We start from the raw sequence: 20,318 nt of genomic DNA on the forward strand, positions 1-20,318 counted from the left end.
CATGAAGCCCCACGCCGCGCCTCCGGGCATGAACGCGACCGAGTTCGTCATCTTCGTCGCGGCGGTCATGGCGGTGAATGCCTTGGGGGTCGACCTGATGCTCCCCGCGCTCGCCGATATCGGGCGCGATCTGGCGATCGATCAGGCCAACCACCGGCAATGGGTGGTGACCGCCTATGTGCTCGGCTTCGGCGTCGGGCAGTTGCTCTACGGCCCGCTCGCCGATCGCTATGGGCGCAAGCCGGTCCTGGTCGCGACCTTGATCGGTTTCGTCGGCGCGAGCGTCTTCGCCGCCGCCTCGGCGACCTTCGCGGCGCTGCTCGGCGCGCGGGTGTTGCAGGGGCTGATGTCCGCCTCGACGCGCGTGATCGCGGTGGCGGTTGTACGCGACAACGCCTCGGGCCGTGCGATGGCGCGTACCATGTCGGTGGCGCAGATGATCTTCTTCCTCGTGCCGATCCTCGCGCCGACGATCGGTCAGGGGTTGCTGGTGATCGGGCCGTGGCGGTTCGTCTTCTATGCGCTGGGCGGCTTTGCGGGGCTGGTGCTGGTCTGGACGCTGACGCGGTTGCCCGAGACGCTGCCGGCTGAGCGGCGCACCGCGATCTCGCTCGCCAATCTTTCCAGCAGCTACCGGCTGACGCTCACCAACCGTTATTCGCTCGGCTATGCGCTCGCCGCCTCGCTGACCTTCGGCGGGATCATCGCCTTCGTGTCCTCGGCGCAGCAGGTGTTCGTCGACGAATTCGGCGCAGGCGACCGCTTCACGCTCCTGTTCGCGATCTGCGCGGGCGCGATGGGCGTGGCGTCGTTCATGAACAGCCGCCTGGTCGAGCGGCTCGGCACGCGGCTGATCTCGCAGACCGCCGTGCTGGCGCTGATCGTGCTGTCGCTGATGCACCTGTCGGTGGTGTGGATGGGGTGGGAGACGCTCGCCAGCTACATGGTCTTCCAGTCGCTGAGCATGACCTGCATCGGCCTGTGCGGGTCAAACTTCGGTGCGATGGCGATGGAGCCGGTCGGGCGGATCGCGGGCACCGCCTCGTCGGTGCAGGGCTTCATCACCAGCGTCGGCGCGGTGCTGGTCGGGTCGGCGATCGGCCAATCCTATGCCGGCACCACGCTGCCGCTGACGCTGGGCTATCTCGCGATCGGCGTCGCGGCGTTCGTGATCGTCTATGTCGTGGAGGAGGGCCAGCTCTTCCGCGCCCGGCTCGCCTGAGCCGCACCGACGACGGCCTTGATCCGGCCGTAGCCGAGCGCGGCGAGCATGGTCAGCCCGGTCAGCGGAAACAGCAGCCCCGCCACGCCCATGATCGCGAGCAGCCCGGTGCCGGTGCGCGCATCGGGCAGCGTCGTCCGCCCGCGCGGGCCCCGCTTCCACCACATCACCGGCGCGGTGATCGTCAGCAGCGCGAGCGCGGCGCAGGCGAACAGCATGATGAGCCGATTGGCCTCGCCATATTCCTTGCCCTGGTGGACGGCGGCGCTCCACTCGATCACCTGACCGGCGCGGCCGAAGTCCTTGAACCCGGCATCCTGCAGCACCCGCCCGGTGCCGGCGTCGACATAGACGACATGCGCTGCCTCCGACGGCCCCAGCACGGCGCTGACCAGATACGGCGCACCGGGGCCTTCCGGCCACGTCAGCGTCCAGTCGGGCGCCATGCCGCGCGCCTGCGCCGAAGCCAGCGCGCGGTCGGCAGTAACGCGCGGGCCATCATGCCCCATTGGCATGGTATGTTGCTGAAGTGACCATGGCAGGTCGTGCCCGGCATGACCCTCGCCGCCGGGCGCGGCCGGTCGACCCCAGCCCGCGCCCGCGACCCCCGCCTGGACGTTATGCCCCCACACCGCGCTCCACGGCATGCCGCTGATCGCGAGGAACAGGATCAGTCCGCCCGCGAACAGCCCGGTCACGGCATGGAGGTCGCGCCAGAACAACCGCCCGCTCGCGCGCCCGCGCACCGTCATCGTCCGCCCGCGCCCCCACCACAAGTACAGTCCGCTGACGACGAGGATGATCGACCAGCCGGCGGCGATCTCGATCAGCCAGTTGCCGACCCAGCCGGTAATCGCAAGGCTGTGGAGATGCTTGACGGTCTGCATCACCCCGCCCGGATGGGTGGTGCCGAAAACGTGCGCATCATGCGGGTCGACGAACGCCATCAGCTTCGTGCCGTCGCCGCGACGAACCGTCACGCGCCAGCTCTCGTCGAGGCGCGCGGGCTTCTGCACCTGCGTCACCGCACCGCCGACCGACGCGCCGACGCGCGCGGCGAGCGTGTCGAGCGGCAGCGTCGCGCGTCCCGGCGTGACGTGGATCCAGTCGGCATAGACCTGCCGCTCGATCTCGGGCTTGTAGAGATACAGCGCGCCGGTCACCGCCAGCCACAGCAGGAACGGCAGCACCAGCAGGCCGGCAAAGAAGTGCCAGCGCCACACCGCGCGCTGGAGTTCGGCCGCGATCGCGGCCGGACGGGAAGATGTCATGACGATTCCTCGGGTTCGGCGCGCATCGGGCGCGCCGCGACAGCAGGTCAGCGGGTCGGGAGGATCGTCGGTGGAGCGCGGAGTGGGGGACGCCAGCGGAGCGCGCTGCGTGGCGCGAGCCGGGTTTCGGGAGATAGAAGACGCCGGACCACCGCGGCCAGCGGCAGAACGAGCAACAGCACGATCGCGAGCAGCGTGGCAGGCGCGGCGACCGCGGCAAAGGCGCATGGTCGCTCGAAGCCGTCGTGCACCGGCGCGTCATGTCCATGATGGTGCGCGGTGCTCGCCGTCGCCATGCCGGGGCAGGCGACGATCGTGACCTGTCCGTGTGCAACCTGCGGCATGAACCCGGCAGGCACCAGCAGCCGCACGAGCAGCGCGAGCGCGGCGAGCGCGACCAGCAGCCGCGGCGAGGCGCGAAGGCCGCTCACCACGGGCTCTCCGTCATTGCGAGCGCAGCGAAGCAATCCAGCGCCGGATCAGGAGGCCCTGGATTGCTTCGCTACGCTCGCAATGACGATTGATTGTCATGTCCCGCATCTTACCGGGAGATGGTTAACCAGAACATACTGCGGCGACCGCGATCGCCGCCGCGTGGCGCACCGGGAAGGCGACCGAGCGCGCGATGAAGCAGCGCCGCTGCGCCTCCGCATGGAGCGCCTCGGCCAGCGCGACGTCGCCGCCGACGGCGATCGTGACGTGCGGGCGCAGCGTTGCCTCGCTCACCTGCCCATTGCCGTCCGCGTCGAGCGTCAGCACCGCCTCCGCCTCGTCGCGATAGGCGGTGACGACGATCCCCGCATCGGCGCACAGGTGCAGATACCACAATTGATGGCACGCGCTGATCGCACCGAGCAGCAGCTCCTCCGGATTCCAGCGTGTCGCATCGCCACGGAAGCGCGGGTCCGACGAGCCGGCGATCACCGCCTTCCCCTCGGCCGCAATCTCATGGTCGCGCGCATAGCTGGTATAACCCGCGGTGCCGACACCGCGATTGCCGGTCCAGTGCAGCTGGACGCGCGTCATGCCGCGTGGAGCTTTCGCGTGCGGCGATACAGCCACCACGCGACCAGTGCGAACAGCAACGTCCCCGCGATCAGTGCCGGCCCCTCGAACCCGTCGACCAGCGCCAGCGGCGTCTCGGTGCCGGTTTCGTAGACGATCCCGGCGAAGACGACGTTCCACAAACTCTCGCCGACGATCATGCCGGTAGCGGTCAGCACGCCGAGCCGCTTCGCCGCCTCGGCATCGGGCATCGCATCGGCGCGCTTATCGTAGCAATGCCCGATCACCGCGCCGACCACGACGGTCAGCGTCGCGCTCATCGGCAGATAGATGCCGAGCCCGACGCCGAGCGGCGGCAGCCGCAGCCGCCCGGCGCGCCCCAGCGCCTCGTCGAGCGCGATCGCCGCCACGCCGGCGAGCGCCCCCCAGCCGATCATCGTCCAGTTGAGATTGCCGCCCAGCACCCCCTGCGCCAGCGCCGAGATCAGCGCCGCCTGCGGTGCGGCGAGCGCGTTCGGCCCCGCGCCCGGCATCCCCGCGAAGCCGAACGAGGTATAGAGCAACTGCATCACCGGCGGCACCACCACCGAGCCGAAGCACACGCCGATCACCAGCGCGACCTGCTGCTTCCACGGGGTCGCGCCGACCAGCTGCCCGGTCTTCAGGTCCTGCAGATTGTCGTTCGAGATCGTCGCCACGCCGAACACGATCCCGGTCACGATCAGCGCATAGGCGACCAGCGCCTGCGTCTGCGCGACCTCCCCGCCGCGTCCGAACAGCCCGACCAGCAAGGTCGCCGCCGCGATCACCGACAGGATGCCGATCCCCGACACCGGCGAGTTCGACGCACCGATCAGCCCGGCCATATAGCCGCACACCGCCGCGATCACGAGCCCGATCACCGCCACGAACAGCAGGCTGCCCGCGACCAGCGCCCATTCATTTCCTGCGAGCGGCCCGCCGCTCACCACCGAATGCAGCAGCAACGCGATCGGCACGAGCGTCGCGAGACTTACCCCCGCGACGATGCCGATCGGCAGGTCGCGCTCCTCGATCGCAACGCTATCGCCCCGCGCGGCGGTCAGCGAGGCGCGCAGCCCGCCGACCACCGGGCGCGCAATCCGCAGCAACGTCCAGATCGCCGCCACCCCGATCACGCCCGCGCCGAAGAAGCGCACATCGCTGCGAAACACCCCGTTCGCCCAGGCGGCGACGTCGCCGGCCTGCGGCGCAGCGGCGGTCAGGATCGGCAGCACGATCCACCAGCCGACCACGACGCCGAGCAGGATCGCCAGCCCCGCCGACAGCCCGATCAGATGCCCCGCGCCGAGCAGCGCGAACGACAGTCCGGCGCTCACCCCGGTCGCGCCCGCGCCGACACGGAAGAACTGCGCGGCCTCCCCCGCGATCAACCGCGTCTGGGTCAGAATCGAAAAGGCCGCGGCGGCCAGCGTGCTCGCGACGATCGCCGACAAGCCCTTGGCGCTCTCCGCCCCGCCGTGGCGGCTTTCCTCGCCGACCTTGAGCACCTCGGCGGCGGCGCGGCCCTCGGGGAAGGGCAGCACGGTGTCCACCACCAGCGCGCGGCGCAGCGGCACCGAGAACATCACGCCCAGGATACCGCCGGTGGCAGTGATCGTCGCGGTGGTGACGAACGGAAACCCCTGCCACCAGCCGATCATCACCAGCCCCGGCAACACGAAGATGATCGCCGCCAGCGTCCCCGCCGCCGAGGCGACGGTCTGCACGATATTGTTCTCGAGAATCGTCGAATCGCGGAACGCGCGCAGCACCGCCATCGAGATCACCGCCGCGGGGATCGAGGTGGCGAAGGTCAGCCCGATCTTGAGCCCGAGATAGACGTTGGCGGCGGTGAACAGCAACGTGATGATGCCGCCGAGCAGCACGCCGCGGAGCGTGAGTTCGACAGGAGAGCGGAGCGGAGCGGAAGCCATGCTGCCTTCGTGCCACAAGTCCGCGGCCGGTTACAGCGCGGGCTCACTCATGATGGTCAACCCGGATGTGCGATCGTACAACCCGGTCCATGTACCGGCCGCCTGCGTTTCGCGAAGATCGTCCGGATGTGCTCCGTGATGCGATACGGGCACATCCGCTTGCAACGCTCGTGACGGCGGGCGACCGCGGCATCATCGCCAACGTTATCCCTTTCAGCCTTGAGGTTACGGCGCAGGGTGACCTGCTCCGGGCGCATCTCGCTCGGGCGAACGAGCAGGTGGCCGAACTTCTCGGAGGTGCGGCGGCGCTGGTCATGTTCCACGGGCCGCAAGCGTATGTCAGCCCCACATGGTATGCGAGCAAGCGCGTTCACGGGAAGGTCGTTCCCACGTGGAATTACGTCATCGTGCAGGCGCGGGGCAGCGCGCGCGTGATCGACGATCCGGCGTGGTTGCTGCAGCAGATCACCGCGTTGACGACCGCGGCGGAGAACGAACAGCCCGAACCATGGACGGTCGCCGATGCGCCTGATGACTTCATCCGGGCGCAACTGAAAGGCATCGTCGGCCTAGAAATCGCAGTCGAATGTCTCGAAGGAAAATGGAAGGTCAGTCAAAACCGTAGCCGCGAGGATCGCAAGGGCGTGGCTGATGGACTTCGCGCTGCTGACCATCATCTCGCTGGCCTCATCCCGCACGATTGAGCAGCTACGCCGACACACCGTCCTTCAACCGGAACCGATACACTCGCCCCGGCCCGTCCTCCGGCGCGAAATACAGGTCGTCTCCCTCGACCGCCATGCCCTCGGCGGTATAGGTCCCCGCATCGATCGAGCGCCGCAGCGTCAGCGCGGGCCAGTCGAGCCAGTCGACCGTCCCGCTCCACCACGATCGCGGGCCACCCGCGACCAATTGGCCGTTCGCGAACTTGATATCCTGATACCGGGTCGCGGACGGATTGGCGACGACCCGCATCCGCTCCGGTGCCGCGCGGTCGATCACATACAACAACCGGCTGTTCCAATTGCCCGCCACCAGCCAGCGTCCCTGTGCCGCGACGCAGCCGAGATGATCGGCGACGCGGATCCGTCGCCGCACGCGCAGCGTCTCGGTATCCAGCTCGATCAGCACCGCGGAGCTGTTCGCGCGCATTTCGGCGACGGGCACCCACAGGGAGCGGCCATCGACCGAAATCCCGCCGGGGTGATAGCGTGCGCCATCGGTCAATTCGACGCGCCGCACCAACCGGCCGGTCGCGCGATCGAACAGGTGCAGGAAGCCGCGCCGCGTGAAGCGGTCGACCGACGTCACCCACACGCGCTGCCCTTGCAGCGCCAGCCCCTGAACGTGGAAGATGTCGCCATGGAGCGCCGTCGCGCCGCGGAAGCGCGCGCCTTCCACGTCGTCCTCCGCGGTCTGCGGCGCGGCGGCGACCGACAGGCTCGACAGCAGCAACAAGGCGAGGGTCATTCCCGATCGCACCCATCGACGGTTCATGGCCGGACCCCGCAGCTTGCCTGCGAAAGCCATGCCCGTCGTTCGTGTCAGCATCGCGCAAGTTACGTTGCGATTTGATGAGCGTCACGTGTCGGGTTAAAGACGGCGGGTCATGTTGATCCGACCTGCCTCACCCGATGATGCGGCGGCGATCGCCGCGCTGATCCTTCCAGAAATCGCGGCCGGCGAAACCTATGCCTTGCCCCGCGACATGGATGCAGCGGCGGCGGTGGCCTATTGGTGTGGACCAGACCGTCAAACCTTTGCTCTCGAAGATGAAGGGCGGCTGCTCGGCAGCTATTTCCTTCGCGCGAACCAGGCCGGCGGCGGCGATCACGTCGCCAACGCCGGCTATATGGTCGACCCGTCCGCGCGCGGACGCGGCATCGCGCGGGCAATGGCGACCGATTCGTTCGACCGGGCGCGCGCCGCCGGCTTCACCGCGATGCAGTTCAATTTCGTGGTGGCGAGCAACACGCGAGCGGTGACGTTGTGGCAGGCGCTCGGCTTGGTGATCGTCGGGCGGCTGCCCGGCGCATTCCGGCATCCGACGCTGGGCATCGTCGACGCGCTGGTGATGTTCCGCGCGCTGTGAGGTGCCCCGCCCGGGGAACGGCCCGCCGACCGTTCCCCGCTCCGCTGCCGGTTCGACCGGCGCATCCTGTCCTGTTTTTCCTGTTCGTCCGTGCTCTTCGGCCCGGCGATTCGGTGCCTAGCTGACGGCGGGGCCAAAAAAAAGCCGGGCAAGGCCCGGCTGTAAAAGTTTTTAGGAGAGGATGCCTGAAAGGCACACCTTTTTTGCGCCGCAGCACGACAGGACGCAAGTGCAATAAATCTTACCTCGATTGCAGGAATTGCAACCGTCTGGCGGCGGAGGCGCTCGACAGCATCTTTCCTACCGCCTAGCAGCGAGCGCTACGGATACGGAGGTCGGTATGGCGCAGGCGTTGCGGGTGGCATTGGCAGGGCTGGGGACGGTCGGGGGCGGCGTGATCCGCGTGCTCGACGAGAACCGCGCGCTGATTACCCGTCGTGCCGGTCGGCCGATCGAGGTCGCCGCCGTTTCCGCACGCGATCGCGCGAAGGATCGTGGTGTCGATCTGTCGCGCTTCGCCTGGGTCGACGACACCGCGGCGCTCGCCGAGGCGGAGGCCGATGTGGTGGTCGAACTGATCGGCGGCTCGGACGGCCCGGCGCTGGCGCTCGCGCGGCGCACGCTGACGGCGGGGAAGGGGTTCGTGACCGCCAACAAGGCGATGCTCGCCCATCACGGGCTCGAGCTGGCGCGCGTCGCGGAGGGCGCGGGCGTGCCGTTGAAGTTCGAGGCGGCGGTCGCGGGCGGCATCCCGGTCATCAAGGGGCTGCGTGAGGGCGCCGCGGCGAATGCGATCGCGCGTGTCTATGGCATCCTCAACGGCACCTGCAATTTCATCGTGTCGAAGATGGAGGCCGAGGGGCGCGACTTCGCCGAAGTGCTTGCCGAGGCGCAGGCGTTGGGCTTCGCAGAGGCGGATCCGTCGTTCGACATCGACGGCGTCGACGCGGCGCACAAATTGTCGATCCTCGCCAGCCTCGCCTTCGGCACCGCGCCGGCGTTCGGCGACGTCGCGATCAGTGGCATCCGCCATCTGCTCGCTGCCGACATCGCCGAGGCGGCGGCGCTGGGCTATCGCGTGCGGCTGGTCGGGGTCGCCGAGGCAGATGGCGACAAGCTGTTCCAGCGCGTCCACGCGCACCTCGTTCCCAACGATCATCCGCTCGCGCATGTCACGGGCGCGACCAACGCGGTCGTCGCTGAGGGCAATTATGTCGGCCGGCTGCTGTTCCAGGGCGCGGGTGCGGGCGAGGGGCCGACCGCCAGCGCGGTGGTCGCGGACCTGATCGATATCGCGCGTGGCGAGGCCGGCCCGCCGTTCGCGATGCCTGCAGACGCGCTGGCGACCGCCGCGGCGGCGGACAGCGGCGAGCGGCGCGGACGCGCCTATCTGCGCTTCGCGGTCGCGGACCGCGTCGGCGTGCTTGCGGAGATCGCCGCGGCGATGCGCGACGCGGGCGTGTCGATCGAGAGCCTGATCCAGCGCGGTGCGCCTGCCGATGGCAGCGTGCTGGTGGCGATCGTCACCCACGACGGCCCGGAACGCTGCGTCGCCGCCGCGCTGGAGCGGCTGCGCGGATCGCAGAGCCTGACCGGCGAGCCGCTGTGGATGCACATCCTGGGGTGAGGGTGCCGGGGACGCACCCCGCGCCTTCCGTCATCCCCGCGCAGGCGGGGATCCAGAACCTCTGACACCGCGGCACGTGCGAGCATCTGCGCGTCTGGATACCCGCCGGCGCGGGAAGGATGAAGGTTGCAGGGATGACGCCCCTTCGGCCGGCCGCTAAACCTCCGAGGCATGAACGAGAATCTCACCGCCGATCGCCCGACCTTCGTCACGCACCTCGAATGCTCGCTGACCGGCGAGCGCTACGAGGCGGACCGGCTCCACAACATCTCCCGCGCCGGGCGGCCGTTGCTGGTGCGCTACGACCTCGAGGCCGTTCGCGCCGCGCTTCCGCGCGACACGCTGGCCGCGCGTGCGACGGATCTGTGGCGGTGGCGCGAGCTGCTGCCGGTGCGCGAGACGCGCAACGTCGTCAGCCTCGGCGAGATCGAAACCCCGCTGATCCCGATCCCTGCCAGCGCGGGTCCGAACGTCTGGGTCAAGGACGAAGGCCGTCTGCCGACCGGCAGCTTCAAGGCACGCGGGCTGGTGATGGCGGTCGCGATGGCGAAGGAGCTTGGCGTCACGCGCATCGCGATGCCGACCAACGGCAATGCCGGCGCCGCGCTCGCCGCCTATGCGACGCGCGTCGGGATCGAGACGATCGTCTTCTGCCCTGACGACACACCCGAGGTGAACGTCCGCGAGATCGCCGCGCAGGGCGCGCGGGTGTGGCGCGTCAACGGCTTCATCGACGATTGCGGCGCGATCGTCGCAAAGGGCGCGGCGGAGGGGCGTTGGTTCGATTTCTCGACGCTCAAGGAGCCGTACCGGATCGAGGGCAAGAAGACGATGGGTCTCGAACTCGCCGCGCAGCTCGGCTGGAACGTGCCCGACGCGATCTTCTACCCCACCGGCGGCGGAACCGGGCTGATCGGGATGTGGAAAGCGTTCGACGAGATGGAGAAACTCGGCTGGATCGGATCGAAGCGCCCGCGGATGTATGCGGTGCAGGCGTCGGGCTGCGCACCGATCGTCCGCGCGTTCGAGGCCGGCGAGGACCATGCCGAGCGCTGGGAGGATGCGCAGACGATCGCCGCCGGCATCCGCGTCCCGCGCGCGGTGGGCGACTTCCTGATCCTGCGCGCGGTGCGCGAAAGCGGCGGCCGGGCGCTGGCGGTCGGCGATCCTGCGATCATCAAGGCCGTCGACGACTGCGCGCGCAAGGACGGGTTGTTGTTGTGCCCGGAGGGCGGAGCGACGCTGGCGGCGTATCGGCAGGCGCTACGCGACGGACTGGTCGACGAGGATGAAGAGGTGGTGCTGTTCAATTGCGCGACGGGGTTGAAGTATCCGATGCCGGCCGCCGAGCAACGGCTGGATCGGCATGGGGTGATCGACTTCGACGCTTTGTAGTGGTGGCGGAAGTCGTCCAGCGTCTGACGCATTTACTGAATCACCACCAGTCCCGGTAGGTCACGCACTCGATCAGTGTCTCGTCATTCCCGCGAAGGCGGGAATCCAGAACCTCTGGCGTTCGTGGCTCCAGCGAAGCCCTGCGCGTCTGGATAACGGCCTTCGCGGGAATGACGTAGGGTGTGGGGCCGACCCCTGACCTCAATACGGCGCGCATGCGCATTGGCGTTGCAACGTCAGCACCAGATACTTCAGCCGCTCACGCCCATTTGCGGTCATCGAAGGGATGGACCTGGATCCTGAAAGCAGACATTCTGCTGACGTGACCAGCGGGCCTTCGCAGATCAAGCTATGGCTGTTCCGGCTCGTTGCTGCCGTTTGGTTGGCAACTGCCATCCCGATGTGCTTGCTTAGCGCGGCCCTTTTGGAAGTTCCGCTCTGGCCGACGTTCAGCGACGAAAGCACGCTTGAGGGAGTGGGGCTATGGGCGGTGATTGCTGCGTGGTTCTACATCACACCAGTGGTGTTAGTCGTGATCGGTCGTCGCTGGAACGGACGGTCCACTTCTTGAGGGCAGAAGTCGCAAAGCGAACTGTCCGCTTTCCACCAAATCCCGTCATTTCCGCAAAGGCGGCAATTCCGACGCGCCAGTATTCGCAAGAGCCAGAAACGTCAGAGTTCCCAGATTCCCGCCTCCGCGGAAATGACGTCGAGTGTAGGGCCGACCACCGGCCTCAATAAGGCGCGCACGCCCGTCGCCGCTGCATGCCCTTGATCGTCAGCACCAGATGCCCCAGCCGCTCGCGCACCAGCCCTTCGTCGAGCAATTGACGGATCGCTGCCGGATCGTGCCCGCGCGAGATGATCAACGTCGCGCCGGCGCTGCGTGCGGTCCAGAGGATTGTCTCGAGCGGCGAGCCGCCGGTCATCGCGTCCATCGTTCCACCCTCGGGCATGCGGACGACTCGTGCCGCCGCAGGGCCGGGAGAGGACCGGTTATGCGTCCGTTCGTCAACGCCCCACCGTGACGTTAATCGGCATTGCTTGACGAACCGTTAATGCGCCACGGCAAAGCGACCGTCAGCCGCCGCCGTCGCGCTCGATATCGGCACCCACCGCCTGCAGCTTCTCCTCCAGCCGCTCGTAGCCGCGATCGAGGTGATAGACGCGCGAGACGGTCGTCTCGCCGTCGGCGACCAGCCCGGCGATGATGAGGCTCATCGACGCGCGCAGGTCGGTCGCCATCACCGGCGCGCCGACCAGCCGCTCGACCCCGGTCACTTGGGCGGTGCGCCCGCGCACGCTGATGTCCGCGCCCATCCGCGCCAATTCGGGAACGTGCATGTAGCGGTTCTCGAAGATCGTCTCGGTCAGCGTGCTGGTGCCCGGCGCCTTGCACAGCATCGCCATGAATTGCGCCTGCATGTCGGTCGCGAAGCCCGGGTACGGCGCGGTCGACAGCGACAGCGGCTTCAGCTCCGCCTCGGAGGTGACCATGATCGAACCGCGCCGCTCCTCGATCCCGACGCCCGCCTGGCGGAGCGCGTCGAGCGTCGCGCCCATGTCGGCGGCGTTGACGTTGGTCAGCTCGACCGCGCCGCCGGTCACCGCGACCGCACAGGCGTAGCTGCCCGCCTCGATCCGGTCGGGCATCACGGCATAGGTCGCGCCATGCAGCTCGTCGACGCCCTCGATCTCCAGCGTGCCGGTGCCGACGCCCTCGATCCGCGCGCCCATAGCGATCAGGCAGCGGCACAGGTCGACGATCTCGGGCTCGCGCGCGGCGTTTTCGATCCGGCTCGATCCCTTGGCGGTCACCGCCGCCATGACGACATTCTCGGTCGCGCCGACCGACACGACCGGGAAGCTGTAGCTGCCGCCGGACAGCCGTCCGCCGGCCGCGGTGGCGGTGACATAGCCCGCGCTCATCTCCAGCGTCGCGCCGATCGCCTCCAGCGCCTTGAGATGCAGATCGATCGGGCGGTTGCCGATCGCGCAGCCGCCCGGCAGCGACACGCGCGCCTGCCCGGCGCGGGCGAGGATCGGGCCGAGGACGAGGATCGACGCGCGCATCTTGCGCACGATGTCATAGGGCGCCTCGGTCGAGGTCAGCTGCCCGGCGCGGATCGTCATCACGCGGCCGAATTCGTCGGGCTTGCTGCCCTCGATCCGCGTCGAGGCGCCCAGCTGGTTGAGCAGATGCCCGAAGCCGTCGACGTCGGCCAGCCGCGGCAGGTTACGCAGCGTCAGCGGCTCGTCGGTGAGCAACGCGCACGGCATCAGGGTCAAGGCGGCGTTCTTGGCGCCGGAAATGGGGAGCTTGCCAGACAGGCGGCGGCCGCCGCGGATGATGATACGGTCCATCGGCACCATCTATCGAAGCTGCGGCGTCGCGCCAAGTGAAGCAACGCGCCTGCCGGTTGATCGGTTTTAATGCGGGTCGACCCCACGCCCGCGTAACGATCCGAGGAATTTGAGGATCAACACCGCGTGCCAGCGCTTAGTTTCGCCGACCGGGTCGGTGATTTTCTATCCCTTTCGGCGGTCGAACGCAGCGTACTGGCGGGGCTTGCCGAGCGCGAACGCCCGCTGCGTCGCGGCGCGACGCTCGTCCGCCAGAACGAACGTGGCACCGATCTCTTCGCGCTGAAAAGCGGGATGATGATGGGCTATGTGCTGCTGGGCGATGGCGGGCGGCAGATCCTGCGGCTGATCTTTCCGGGCGACCTTTTCGGGACACAGGTGATGGTGTTCGGCAAGGCGCAGCAAACGCTGGTGGCCGCCGCCGACAGCGTCGTCGCGCCGATCGATCGTGCGGCGCTCGCGGAGGCGACGCTGCGTCATCCGCGGCTCGCGCTGGCGCTCACCGCGCTCGAACAGATCGAAAGCGCGTCGCTGGCGGACCGGCTGGCGGCGGTGGCGAAGATGCCGGCGCGCGCCCGCGTCGCCGGGATGCTGCTCGAAATCCGCGCACGGATGCGGCGCGGCGATCCCGCGATCGGCGACAGCTTCGCACCGGGGTTGACGCAGGAGGAGATTGGCGACGCGGTCGGGCTGACCGCGGTGCACGTCAACCGGATGCTGCGTCAGCTCGAGGATCAGGCACTGATCGCGCGCACCAGCGGGCGGGTGACGATCCTCGACGAGGCCGGCATGCGCCGCGCCGCCGGCCGCAACGATCGCGGCGACGGCGCCGATTTGTCGTGGCTTCCCGAAGTGCAGCCGGCGTAGCATCCAATCGGCGTAGCTCGACCACCCTCAATCGTCACTCCGGCGAAGGCCGGGGTCCAGTTGGGGGACGCAGATGATGGCCGTCGCACCTCGCTTCTTCGGCCTTCCCGACTGGGCTCCGGCCTTCGCCGGAGTAACGCCCTTTGAAGGCTCTGCCTAGGAAAGGCGCGACAGCCCGCAAGCCGTCAGCTGCGCGTCGATCGTCGCCACCAGCCGCGCCAGCGCCTCGGCGTCGCGCCCCTCCGCGCGCAGCGTCAGCGCCGCCTGCGTATTCGAGGCGCGCAACAGCCACCAGCCATCGGCGGTCGAGACGCGCACGCCGTCCGTCACCGTCACCCGCGCGCCCTGTTCGGCCAGTCGCGCCGCGACCTCCTCGACCACCGCGCCCTTGCGCGCTTCGGGCACCGGAACGCGCCATTCGGGCGTGGCCACCCGCGCGGAAGTGTCCGCCCGCAGCGCGGTGAGCGCGCGCCCCGACAGTTTCACCGCATGGATCAGCCGCACCGCGGCATACAGCGCATCGTCGAACCCGTAATAATCGTGCGCGAAGAAGATATGGCCGGACAGCTCGCCCGCCAGCGGGGCGCGCAACTCCTTCATCTTCGTCTTGATCTCGCTGTGGCCGGTCCGCCACATCACCGGCGTGCCGCCCAGCGCGGTGATCCGCTCGAACAACGCGTCGCTCGATTTCACGTCGGCGACGATCGTGCTGCCGGGCAGGTCGGCAAGGATCGGCGCGACCAGGATCGACAGGATCTCGTCGCCCCACAGCACGCGGCCCTGCGCATCGACCGCGCCGATCCGGTCGCCGTCGCCGTCGAAAGCCAGTCCGAAATCGAGCTTCTTCTCCGCCACCAGCGCCTGGAGCTGTGCGAGATTGGCCTCCACGGTCGGATCGGGATGGTGGTTGGGGAAAGTGCCGTCGATGTCGCAGAACAACAGATGATGCTCGCCCGGAAGCTGCGCGGTGAGCGCGCGGATCGCCGGCCCGGCCGCGCCGTTGCCGGCATCCCAGCCGATCCGGTACGTGCCGCCCGCATAGCCGGCGAGCAGCCGGCCGACGTAGCGGTCGAGCACGTCGGCCTCGGTGACGACGCCGGTCCCGCGCTCCCAGTCGCCGGCCTCGGCGAGCCGCGCGAGATCGCGCACGTCCGGCCCGCAGAAGCTGTTCCCCTGCATCACAAGCTTGAAGCCATTGTCCTCGCGGGGATTATGGCTGCCCGTTACCTGTACGCCGCCATCCACTTTTAGCGTCGCGGCGGCATAATAGAGCATCGGCGACGGCCCGACGCCGATCCGGACCACATCGACGCCGGATGCGGTCAATCCCGCGACCAGCGCCGCCTCCAGCATCGGCGAATGCGTCCGCCCGTCATAGCCGACCGCGACGCGCGTCCCACCCGCGCGCCGGATGCGCGTCGCGAAGCCGCGCCCGACCGCCCACGCATCCGCCTCGGTCAGCGTGTCGCCGACGCGCCCGCGAATGTCATAGGCGCGCAGGATCTCGGGCGAGAGCCGGTGCGTCATCGTGGCTCCTTCAGCGCCGCCAGCAATGTGTCGCGCGCCGCATTGACGCGCCGCGCGCGCTGTTCGGAGCCGCCGCGGTCGGGGTGCAGCTCGCTCATTAGCCGGCGGTGCGCGGCGCGGATCTCGCCCGCGTCGGCGCGCGCGTCGACCCCCAGCACCCGCCGCGCCTCGCCGAGCGGGGAGGGGCGCTTCTTCGCCGGCTTGCGCAGCAGCATCCACACGCCCCACACGATCAGCGCCGCGACGATCCACTTCATCAGCATCGTCAGGCGGCCTGTGTCGCGCCGATCTCGGGCAGCGCCAGCGCCGCCATCATCTCGCGCAGTTCCTGCCGCGCGGCGACATGGCTCAGCCCCATCCCGCCGAACTCCTTGGCGTCGATCAGCGTCAGCCCTTTGGGAAACAGCTCGCGATAGATCACGCGCTCGCCGAGCCCGGGGATGATGCGGAAACCGACGCGCCGCGCCAGCTGGTCGAGCGCCTCCGAGACGCGCCGCATGTTGCGCGCCTCCAGATATTGCAGGCGGTTGCGCAGCACGACCCAGTCGATCGTCGTCCCGTCCTCGCGCGCGCGCGCCTTGCGCGCGTCCCAGATCAGTTCCGAATAGAAGCTCGGCCGCACCACCTTGTACGTTTCGGGATCGACCTGCCCGATCAGGTCGAAGTCGACGAAACTGTCGTTCATCGGCGTCACCAGCGTGTCGGCCAGCGCGGCGGCGATCCGCGCGGCGGGATCGTCACGCCCCGGCGTGTCGATGACGAGGAAGTCGAACCCGTCGGTGAAGTCGCGGTACATCGCCGGGAAGACCCCATCGGCGCGACCGTCGCCGGTGGCATGGACCGGTATGGCAAGTTCGATCCCGGCACGCTTGACGGTCGCCTCGCGGTTGTCGAGATAACGTCCCAGCGTCCGCTGGCGATGATCGAGGTCGATGCACGCCACCCGCGCGCCCTTCGCGGCCAGTGCGATCGCGACGTGAACCGCCGTCGTCGACTTGCCTGTCCCGCCCTTTTCGTTCGCGAACACAATCACATGTGTGCGACCGTGTGGCGCTTCCGTCCCCGTTTCGGACAATTCGTCGCATCCTCGATTGATTGCGTCCCGTCGCGACCATAGAACCCCCGACCGCGAGTTTCGAGGGGTAACGGGTGGAAGTGTATCGTGATCTCGCCGGCCTGCGCGCCGCGCTGGATGCGGCGCGTGCGGGCGGGCGTGAGGTGGCGCTGGTGCCGACGATGGGCGCGCTCCACGCCGGCCATATCGCGCTGGTCGAGGCGGCGCGGCGGCCCGGCGCGCTGGTGGTCGCCTCGATCTTCGTGAACCCGAAGCAGTTCGGCGCCAACGAAGATCTCTCGCGCTACCCCCGCAAGGAGGTCAGCGACATCGCGATGCTCACCGATGCCGGCTGCGACCTGCTGTGGCTGCCCCCGGTCGAGCAGATGTATCCCGCCGGCTTTGCGACCAACGTCTCGGTCGCCGGGGTCAGCGAGGGATGGGACGGCGCGGCGCGCCCCGGCCATTTCGACGGGGTGGCGACCGTCGTCGCGAAGCTGTTCAACCAGGTCCGCCCGAACCGCGCCTATTTCGGCGAGAAGGATTTCCAGCAGCTCGCGGTGATCCGCCGGATGGTCGCCGATCTCGACTTCGCGATCGAGATCACCGGCGTGCCGACGCAGCGCGAGGACGACGGCCTCGCGCTGTCGTCGCGTAACGTCTACCTGCTTCCCGAAGAACGCCAGAAAGCGGTGGCCCTGCCGCGCGCCCTCGGCGTCGCGGCGCGCGCGGTGCTCGGCGGTGGCGATCCGGCCAAGGCGCTGGCGGACGCACAGGCGACGCTGGTCGCCGCGGGCTTCGCGGTCGATTACGTCACGTTGGTCGATGCCGAAACGCTCGAAAGCGATCCTGCGCCGGGGCGCCGCCGGCAATTGCTCGCCGCCGCGCGGCTCGGCAACACGCGACTGATCGACAACCTCGCCGTCGATCCCGCTTGATCGCCGGGATCGCGTGTTCTCAATGATTTAGGTGTTCACGCTCTTAACCATTTGGTGAGCCGAATCGGTGCACACTCCGCCTCACATTGAAGGATTGAGGGGTGATCCGATGGTAAGTGATTTCGATACCGCGTTGCTGGCGCGCCGCATCAACGAAGCGACCCGCGGCGATACCGATGCCGCCTACGATCTGGGCGTCGCCTATTCGACTGGCACCATGGGGGTCGTCCTCGACCTGATCGAGGCGCACAAGTGGTTCAATCTGTCGGCGGCCTGGGGCAACGACGCCGCCGCGGCGGCGCGCTCGGACATCGCTGAGGACATGACCGCGCGCGAGATCGCGACCGCGCAGCGCGCCGCACGCGACGTGCTCGGCGGGATGCAGCGCCGCGCCGCTTAACCTGCCGCATCTCCTTGACCCGTCAGGCTTGCCCGGCGCATAGCCCGGTCATGGAGAATTCGACCGAGACGCCGTCCTTCGAAGCCGGTCTGCGCGAGCTCGAGGAGATCGTCGCGCGGCTTGAATCGGGTGACACCCCGCTGGAGGAGGCGATCCGCCTCTACGAGCGCGGCAGCGTGCTGCGGCAACGCTGCGCCGACCGGCTGGATGCCGCCCAGGCGCGGATCGAGGCGATCCGTACCGGTGCCGACGGGCGCCCCGCCGCGGTCGAGCCGTTCGCCGCCGGATGAACGTCGCCGCCAACGCCTCGCCGCAGCTGAAAGCGGCGCTGAAGGAAGTGTCGGCGGAGATGGACCGCCGCTTCGACGCGCTGCTGCCGGTGCCCAACGATCCGCGCGCGGACCTGTACCGCGCGATGCGCCACGCGACGATCGGCGGCGGCAAGCGGCTGCGTCCGTTGCTGGTGTTCGCGACCGCGCGGCTGTTCGACGTCTCGCGCGAGGCAGCGGGGCGGGTCGCGACCGCGCTGGAGGCGATCCACGTCTATTCGCTGATCCACGACGATCTGCCCGCGATGGACGATGACGATCTGCGTCACGGCAAGGCGACCGTCCACAAGGCATTCGACGAGGCGACGGCGATCCTCGCCGGCGACTGCCTCCATGCGCTGGCGTTCGAAGTGCTCGCGGATCCGGCGACCCACGCCGACCCGTTCGTCCGTGCCGAACTGATCGCCGATCTCGCGCGCGCCTCCGGCCCGTCGGGGATGGCGGGCGGACAGGCGATGGATCTGAAGGCCGACGGCACGCGCTTCGACCTCAACACCGTCACCCGGCTCCAGCAGATGAAGACCGGCGCGCTGATCGGCGCGGCGGTGGAGGGCGGCGCGATCCTCGGCCGTATCCCGCCGGAGGGTCGCCGCCACCTGCGTGGCTATGCGCACGACCTCGGGCTCGCCTTCCAGATCGTCGACGACCTGCTCGACGTCGAGGGTGACGAGGAACTGGCCGGCAAGAAGCTGCGCAAGGACGGCGAACAAGGCAAGGAGACGTTCGTCTCGCTGCTCGGCGTCGATCGCGCGCGCCAGCAATCGCGGATGCTGGTCGACCAGGCGATCGACCATCTGCGCAGCTATGGCGAGGAAGCCGAATTGCTCCGCGCGATCGCGCGCTTCGTCATTGATCGTCGCGGCTGACCGAAGGGCTTTCCCATGCGTATCGGCGTCTATCCCGGCACCTTCGATCCGGTCACGCTGGGGCATATGGACATCATCCGGCGCGGCGCGAAGCTGGTCGACCGGCTGGTGGTCGGTGTCACCACCAATCCCGGCAAGTCGCCGATGTTTTCGCTGGGCGAGCGGATGGCGATGGTCGAGCGCGAAGTCGCCGAGATCGGCGGCGACATTCGCGTCGTCTCGTTCGACTCGCTGCTCATGGACTTCGCCGAGCGCGAGCGCGCGACGATGATCGTCCGTGGCCTGCGCGCCGTCGCCGACTTCGAATATGAATATCAGATGGCGGGGATGAACCAGCAGCTGAACGACCGGATCGAGACGGTCTTCCTGATGGCCGACGTCTGCCTGCAACCGATCGCCTCGCGGCTGGTCAAGGAAATCGCGATCTTCGGCGGGCACATCGGCAAGTTCGTCAGCCCCGCGGTGTGCGACGAGGTCGTGGCGCGGGTCGAGCGCGACGGTCGCCGGGGGAGCTGAGCCGCTTCCTCACCCACCGTCATCCCCGCCCCCTCTTTGCGTCATTCCCGCGAGGGCGGGAATCCAGAACCTCTGACGTCCCGTCTCCTTCGACGAACCTGCGCGTCTGGATCCCCGCCGCCGCGAAGATGACGGGTGCGCGTTCAGTTTGGCGCAAGCGCATTTCTGGTCTAGGGCGAAACGGAAACCACTGATCCGATCCGAAAGACCCGATGCGCCCGATCGCCCTTCTCGCCGCCGCGCTCGCCGCGACGCTTTCCGTCGCCGCTTCCGCCCAGGCGACCACGCAGGACCGGCTTCCCGCCCCGCCGCTGGGCGACAAGACCAACATCTGGGTGCTCGATCTCTCGACCGGCGGCCGGGTCGAGGTGGCGCTGCGTCCCGACGTCGCGCCGAAGATGGTCGACCGGATCAAGACGCTGACCCGTCAGCATTTCTATGACGGGCTGGTCTTCCACCGCGTCATCGACGGCTTCATGGCACAGGGCGGCGACCCCAAGGGCGACGGCACCGGCGGCAGCACGCTCCCCGACCTGCCCGCCGAGTTCAACTACCTTCCGCACGTCCGCGGGGCGGTGGCGGCGGCGCGCGCCGAGAAGGAAGACAGCGCGAACAGCCAGTTCTACATCGTGCTGCAACCGCGCTTCCAGCTCGACAAGAAATACACCGTGTTCGGCCGCGTGCTGACCGGCATGAACTATGTCGATGCGATCGAGAAGGGCGAGCCGCCGCAGAACCCGTCGCGGATCGTCCACGCCTATATCGCATCGGACAATCCCCCGGCGTATCAGCCGCTCGCGGTCGCGCCGCCGCCGACGCTGCCCGCCACGCTCCCGACGTTGCCGGGCACGCAGCCCGCGCCCAGGAAGCGCGCCGCCCGCCGCTGACAC

General features: G+C 68.7%; 23 protein-coding genes. 13 read left to right on the forward strand and 10 right to left on the reverse strand.

Annotation, left to right across the window (positions count from 1 at the left end; translation table 11 throughout):
- Position 1 precedes the first annotated feature (1 nt).
- Positions 2-1,222: a multidrug effflux MFS transporter gene (locus tag PGN12_04590; GenBank protein ID MEH3103165.1), complete on the forward strand. Its 1,221-nt coding sequence runs from the start codon at positions 2-4 to the stop codon at positions 1,220-1,222.
- Here the strand turns inward: PGN12_04590 and PGN12_04595 are convergent.
- The 4 genes from PGN12_04595 to PGN12_04610 form a co-directional block, all read right to left on the reverse strand.
- Positions 1,177-2,493: a PepSY domain-containing protein gene (locus PGN12_04595; GenBank protein ID MEH3103166.1), complete on the reverse strand. Its 1,317-nt coding sequence runs from the start codon at positions 2,491-2,493 to the stop codon at positions 1,177-1,179. The genes PGN12_04590 and PGN12_04595 overlap by 46 nt on opposite strands.
- 47 nt (positions 2,494-2,540) lie before the next feature.
- A complete protein-coding gene (locus tag PGN12_04600) occupies positions 2,541-2,924 on the reverse strand; it encodes a DUF2946 family protein (GenBank protein ID MEH3103167.1) in 384 nt (127 codons plus the stop codon).
- A 124-nt stretch (positions 2,925-3,048) separates the two neighbouring features.
- Complete coding sequence (locus PGN12_04605) at positions 3,049-3,519, reverse strand: OsmC family protein (protein MEH3103168.1); 471 nt, start codon at positions 3,517-3,519, stop codon at positions 3,049-3,051.
- On the reverse strand, positions 3,516-5,453 hold the full coding sequence (locus PGN12_04610; GenBank protein MEH3103169.1) for an oligopeptide transporter, OPT family: 1,938 nt from the start codon (positions 5,451-5,453) through the stop codon (positions 3,516-3,518). Before PGN12_04610 ends, PGN12_04605 begins: the two co-directional genes overlap by 4 nt.
- 89 nt (positions 5,454-5,542) lie before the next feature.
- On the opposite strand from PGN12_04610, the gene PGN12_04615 reads away from it, so the two are divergent.
- Complete coding sequence (locus PGN12_04615) at positions 5,543-6,157, forward strand: FMN-binding negative transcriptional regulator (GenBank protein MEH3103170.1); 615 nt, start codon at positions 5,543-5,545, stop codon at positions 6,155-6,157.
- Between the two features lie 4 nt (positions 6,158-6,161).
- On the opposite strand, the gene PGN12_04620 is transcribed toward PGN12_04615, so the two are convergent.
- Positions 6,162-6,923: a DUF6454 family protein gene (locus PGN12_04620; GenBank protein ID MEH3103171.1), complete on the reverse strand. Its 762-nt coding sequence runs from the start codon at positions 6,921-6,923 to the stop codon at positions 6,162-6,164.
- A gap of 139 nt (positions 6,924-7,062) precedes the next feature.
- Between PGN12_04620 and PGN12_04625 the strand changes: the two genes are divergently transcribed.
- The 4 genes from PGN12_04625 (at position 7,063) to PGN12_04640 (ending at position 11,138) form a co-directional block, all read left to right on the forward strand.
- Positions 7,063-7,545 (forward strand): GNAT family N-acetyltransferase, encoded by a 483-nt coding sequence (locus PGN12_04625; GenBank protein MEH3103172.1) that lies wholly within the window; start codon positions 7,063-7,065, stop codon positions 7,543-7,545.
- A 340-nt stretch (positions 7,546-7,885) separates the two neighbouring features.
- Positions 7,886-9,172 carry a homoserine dehydrogenase gene (locus PGN12_04630; protein MEH3103173.1) on the forward strand — a complete coding sequence of 429 codons (1,287 nt, stop codon included), beginning with the start codon at positions 7,886-7,888 and terminating at the stop codon, positions 9,170-9,172.
- A 171-nt stretch (positions 9,173-9,343) separates the two neighbouring features.
- Positions 9,344-10,567, forward strand: a complete 1,224-nt coding sequence (locus PGN12_04635; GenBank protein MEH3103174.1) for a threonine synthase — start codon at positions 9,344-9,346, stop codon at positions 10,565-10,567.
- 286 nt (positions 10,568-10,853) lie between these two features.
- Positions 10,854-11,138, forward strand: a complete 285-nt coding sequence (locus PGN12_04640) for a hypothetical protein (GenBank protein ID MEH3103175.1) — start codon at positions 10,854-10,856, stop codon at positions 11,136-11,138.
- A gap of 163 nt (positions 11,139-11,301) precedes the next feature.
- Here PGN12_04640 and PGN12_04645 read toward each other — a convergent pair whose 3' ends face one another.
- Positions 11,302-11,523 carry a hypothetical protein gene (locus PGN12_04645; GenBank protein ID MEH3103176.1) on the reverse strand — a complete coding sequence of 74 codons (222 nt, stop codon included), beginning with the start codon at positions 11,521-11,523 and terminating at the stop codon, positions 11,302-11,304.
- A gap of 124 nt (positions 11,524-11,647) precedes the next feature.
- Entirely contained in the window at positions 11,648-12,931 is a 1,284-nt protein-coding gene (gene murA, locus PGN12_04650; GenBank protein MEH3103177.1) for a UDP-N-acetylglucosamine 1-carboxyvinyltransferase, read from the reverse strand.
- Positions 12,932-13,057: 126 nt separating this feature from the next.
- Between murA and PGN12_04655 the strand changes: the two genes are divergently transcribed.
- Positions 13,058-13,798 carry a Crp/Fnr family transcriptional regulator gene (locus PGN12_04655; protein ID MEH3103178.1) on the forward strand — a complete coding sequence of 247 codons (741 nt, stop codon included), beginning with the start codon at positions 13,058-13,060 and terminating at the stop codon, positions 13,796-13,798.
- A gap of 156 nt (positions 13,799-13,954) precedes the next feature.
- On the opposite strand, the gene PGN12_04660 is transcribed toward PGN12_04655, so the two are convergent.
- Genes PGN12_04660 through PGN12_04670 form a run of 3 tightly spaced genes read right to left on the reverse strand, consistent with a single transcriptional unit; the run spans position 13,955 to position 16,400 of the window.
- Positions 13,955-15,325, reverse strand: coding sequence for a phosphomannomutase/phosphoglucomutase (locus PGN12_04660; GenBank protein MEH3103179.1), 1,371 nt, complete (start codon positions 15,323-15,325; stop codon positions 13,955-13,957).
- Positions 15,322-15,582 (reverse strand): J domain-containing protein, encoded by a 261-nt coding sequence (locus PGN12_04665; protein MEH3103180.1) that lies wholly within the window; start codon positions 15,580-15,582, stop codon positions 15,322-15,324. The genes PGN12_04660 and PGN12_04665 overlap by 4 nt, the downstream gene beginning before the upstream one ends.
- A gap of 8 nt (positions 15,583-15,590) precedes the next feature.
- Complete coding sequence (locus tag PGN12_04670; protein MEH3103181.1) at positions 15,591-16,400, reverse strand: AAA family ATPase; 810 nt, start codon at positions 16,398-16,400, stop codon at positions 15,591-15,593.
- Positions 16,401-16,474: 74 nt separating this feature from the next.
- On the opposite strand from PGN12_04670, the gene panC reads away from it, so the two are divergent.
- The 6 genes from panC (at position 16,475) to PGN12_04700 (ending at position 20,315) form a co-directional block, all read left to right on the forward strand.
- Positions 16,475-17,317, forward strand: a complete 843-nt coding sequence (gene panC, locus PGN12_04675; GenBank protein ID MEH3103182.1) for a pantoate--beta-alanine ligase — start codon at positions 16,475-16,477, stop codon at positions 17,315-17,317.
- Between the two features lie 109 nt (positions 17,318-17,426).
- On the forward strand, positions 17,427-17,717 hold the full coding sequence (locus PGN12_04680; GenBank protein ID MEH3103183.1) for a hypothetical protein: 291 nt from the start codon (positions 17,427-17,429) through the stop codon (positions 17,715-17,717).
- Positions 17,718-17,767: 50 nt separating this feature from the next.
- On the forward strand, positions 17,768-18,007 hold the full coding sequence (locus tag PGN12_04685; GenBank protein ID MEH3103184.1) for an exodeoxyribonuclease VII small subunit: 240 nt from the start codon (positions 17,768-17,770) through the stop codon (positions 18,005-18,007).
- Positions 18,004-18,912 carry a polyprenyl synthetase family protein gene (locus PGN12_04690; protein MEH3103185.1) on the forward strand — a complete coding sequence of 303 codons (909 nt, stop codon included), beginning with the start codon at positions 18,004-18,006 and terminating at the stop codon, positions 18,910-18,912. The genes PGN12_04685 and PGN12_04690 overlap by 4 nt, the downstream gene beginning before the upstream one ends.
- 15 nt (positions 18,913-18,927) lie before the next feature.
- Positions 18,928-19,428 carry a pantetheine-phosphate adenylyltransferase gene (gene coaD / locus PGN12_04695; protein MEH3103186.1) on the forward strand — a complete coding sequence of 167 codons (501 nt, stop codon included), beginning with the start codon at positions 18,928-18,930 and terminating at the stop codon, positions 19,426-19,428.
- A gap of 212 nt (positions 19,429-19,640) precedes the next feature.
- Positions 19,641-20,315: a peptidylprolyl isomerase gene (locus PGN12_04700; protein ID MEH3103187.1), complete on the forward strand. Its 675-nt coding sequence runs from the start codon at positions 19,641-19,643 to the stop codon at positions 20,313-20,315.
- Positions 20,316-20,318 lie beyond the last annotated feature (3 nt).

Source organism: Sphingomonas phyllosphaerae (genome assembly GCA_036946405.1).
In the GTDB taxonomy this organism is placed as follows: Bacteria; Pseudomonadota; Alphaproteobacteria; order Sphingomonadales; family Sphingomonadaceae; genus Sphingomonas; species Sphingomonas phyllosphaerae_D.

Bases quoted from the DNA above. Each gene is read 5' to 3' on its own strand.
- PGN12_04620 (MEH3103171.1), bottom strand. From the start codon at position 6,923: ATGACCCTCGCCTTGTTGCTGCTGTCGAGCCTGTCGGTCGCCGCCGCG.
- PGN12_04700 (MEH3103187.1), top strand. From the start codon at position 19,641: ATGCGCCCGATCGCCCTTCTCGCCGCCGCGCTCGCCGCGACGCTTTCC.
- PGN12_04615 (MEH3103170.1), top strand. From the start codon at position 5,543: ATGTACCGGCCGCCTGCGTTTCGCGAAGATCGTCCGGATGTGCTCCGT.
- PGN12_04630 (MEH3103173.1), top strand. From the start codon at position 7,886: ATGGCGCAGGCGTTGCGGGTGGCATTGGCAGGGCTGGGGACGGTCGGG.
- PGN12_04635 (MEH3103174.1), top strand. From the start codon at position 9,344: ATGAACGAGAATCTCACCGCCGATCGCCCGACCTTCGTCACGCACCTC.
- PGN12_04685 (MEH3103184.1), top strand. From the start codon at position 17,768: ATGGAGAATTCGACCGAGACGCCGTCCTTCGAAGCCGGTCTGCGCGAG.
- murA (MEH3103177.1), bottom strand. From the start codon at position 12,931: ATGGACCGTATCATCATCCGCGGCGGCCGCCGCCTGTCTGGCAAGCTC.
- PGN12_04680 (MEH3103183.1), top strand. From the start codon at position 17,427: ATGGTAAGTGATTTCGATACCGCGTTGCTGGCGCGCCGCATCAACGAA.
- PGN12_04590 (MEH3103165.1), top strand. From the start codon at position 2: ATGAAGCCCCACGCCGCGCCTCCGGGCATGAACGCGACCGAGTTCGTC.
- PGN12_04645 (MEH3103176.1), bottom strand. From the start codon at position 11,523: ATGCCCGAGGGTGGAACGATGGACGCGATGACCGGCGGCTCGCCGCTC.
- PGN12_04595 (MEH3103166.1), bottom strand. From the start codon at position 2,493: ATGACATCTTCCCGTCCGGCCGCGATCGCGGCCGAACTCCAGCGCGCG.
- PGN12_04625 (MEH3103172.1), top strand. From the start codon at position 7,063: ATGTTGATCCGACCTGCCTCACCCGATGATGCGGCGGCGATCGCCGCG.
- coaD (MEH3103186.1), top strand. From the start codon at position 18,928: ATGCGTATCGGCGTCTATCCCGGCACCTTCGATCCGGTCACGCTGGGG.
- PGN12_04665 (MEH3103180.1), bottom strand. From the start codon at position 15,582: ATGAAGTGGATCGTCGCGGCGCTGATCGTGTGGGGCGTGTGGATGCTG.
- PGN12_04660 (MEH3103179.1), bottom strand. From the start codon at position 15,325: ATGACGCACCGGCTCTCGCCCGAGATCCTGCGCGCCTATGACATTCGC.
- PGN12_04690 (MEH3103185.1), top strand. From the start codon at position 18,004: ATGAACGTCGCCGCCAACGCCTCGCCGCAGCTGAAAGCGGCGCTGAAG.
- PGN12_04610 (MEH3103169.1), bottom strand. From the start codon at position 5,453: ATGGCTTCCGCTCCGCTCCGCTCTCCTGTCGAACTCACGCTCCGCGGC.
- PGN12_04605 (MEH3103168.1), bottom strand. From the start codon at position 3,519: ATGACGCGCGTCCAGCTGCACTGGACCGGCAATCGCGGTGTCGGCACC.
- PGN12_04640 (MEH3103175.1), top strand. From the start codon at position 10,854: ATGGACCTGGATCCTGAAAGCAGACATTCTGCTGACGTGACCAGCGGG.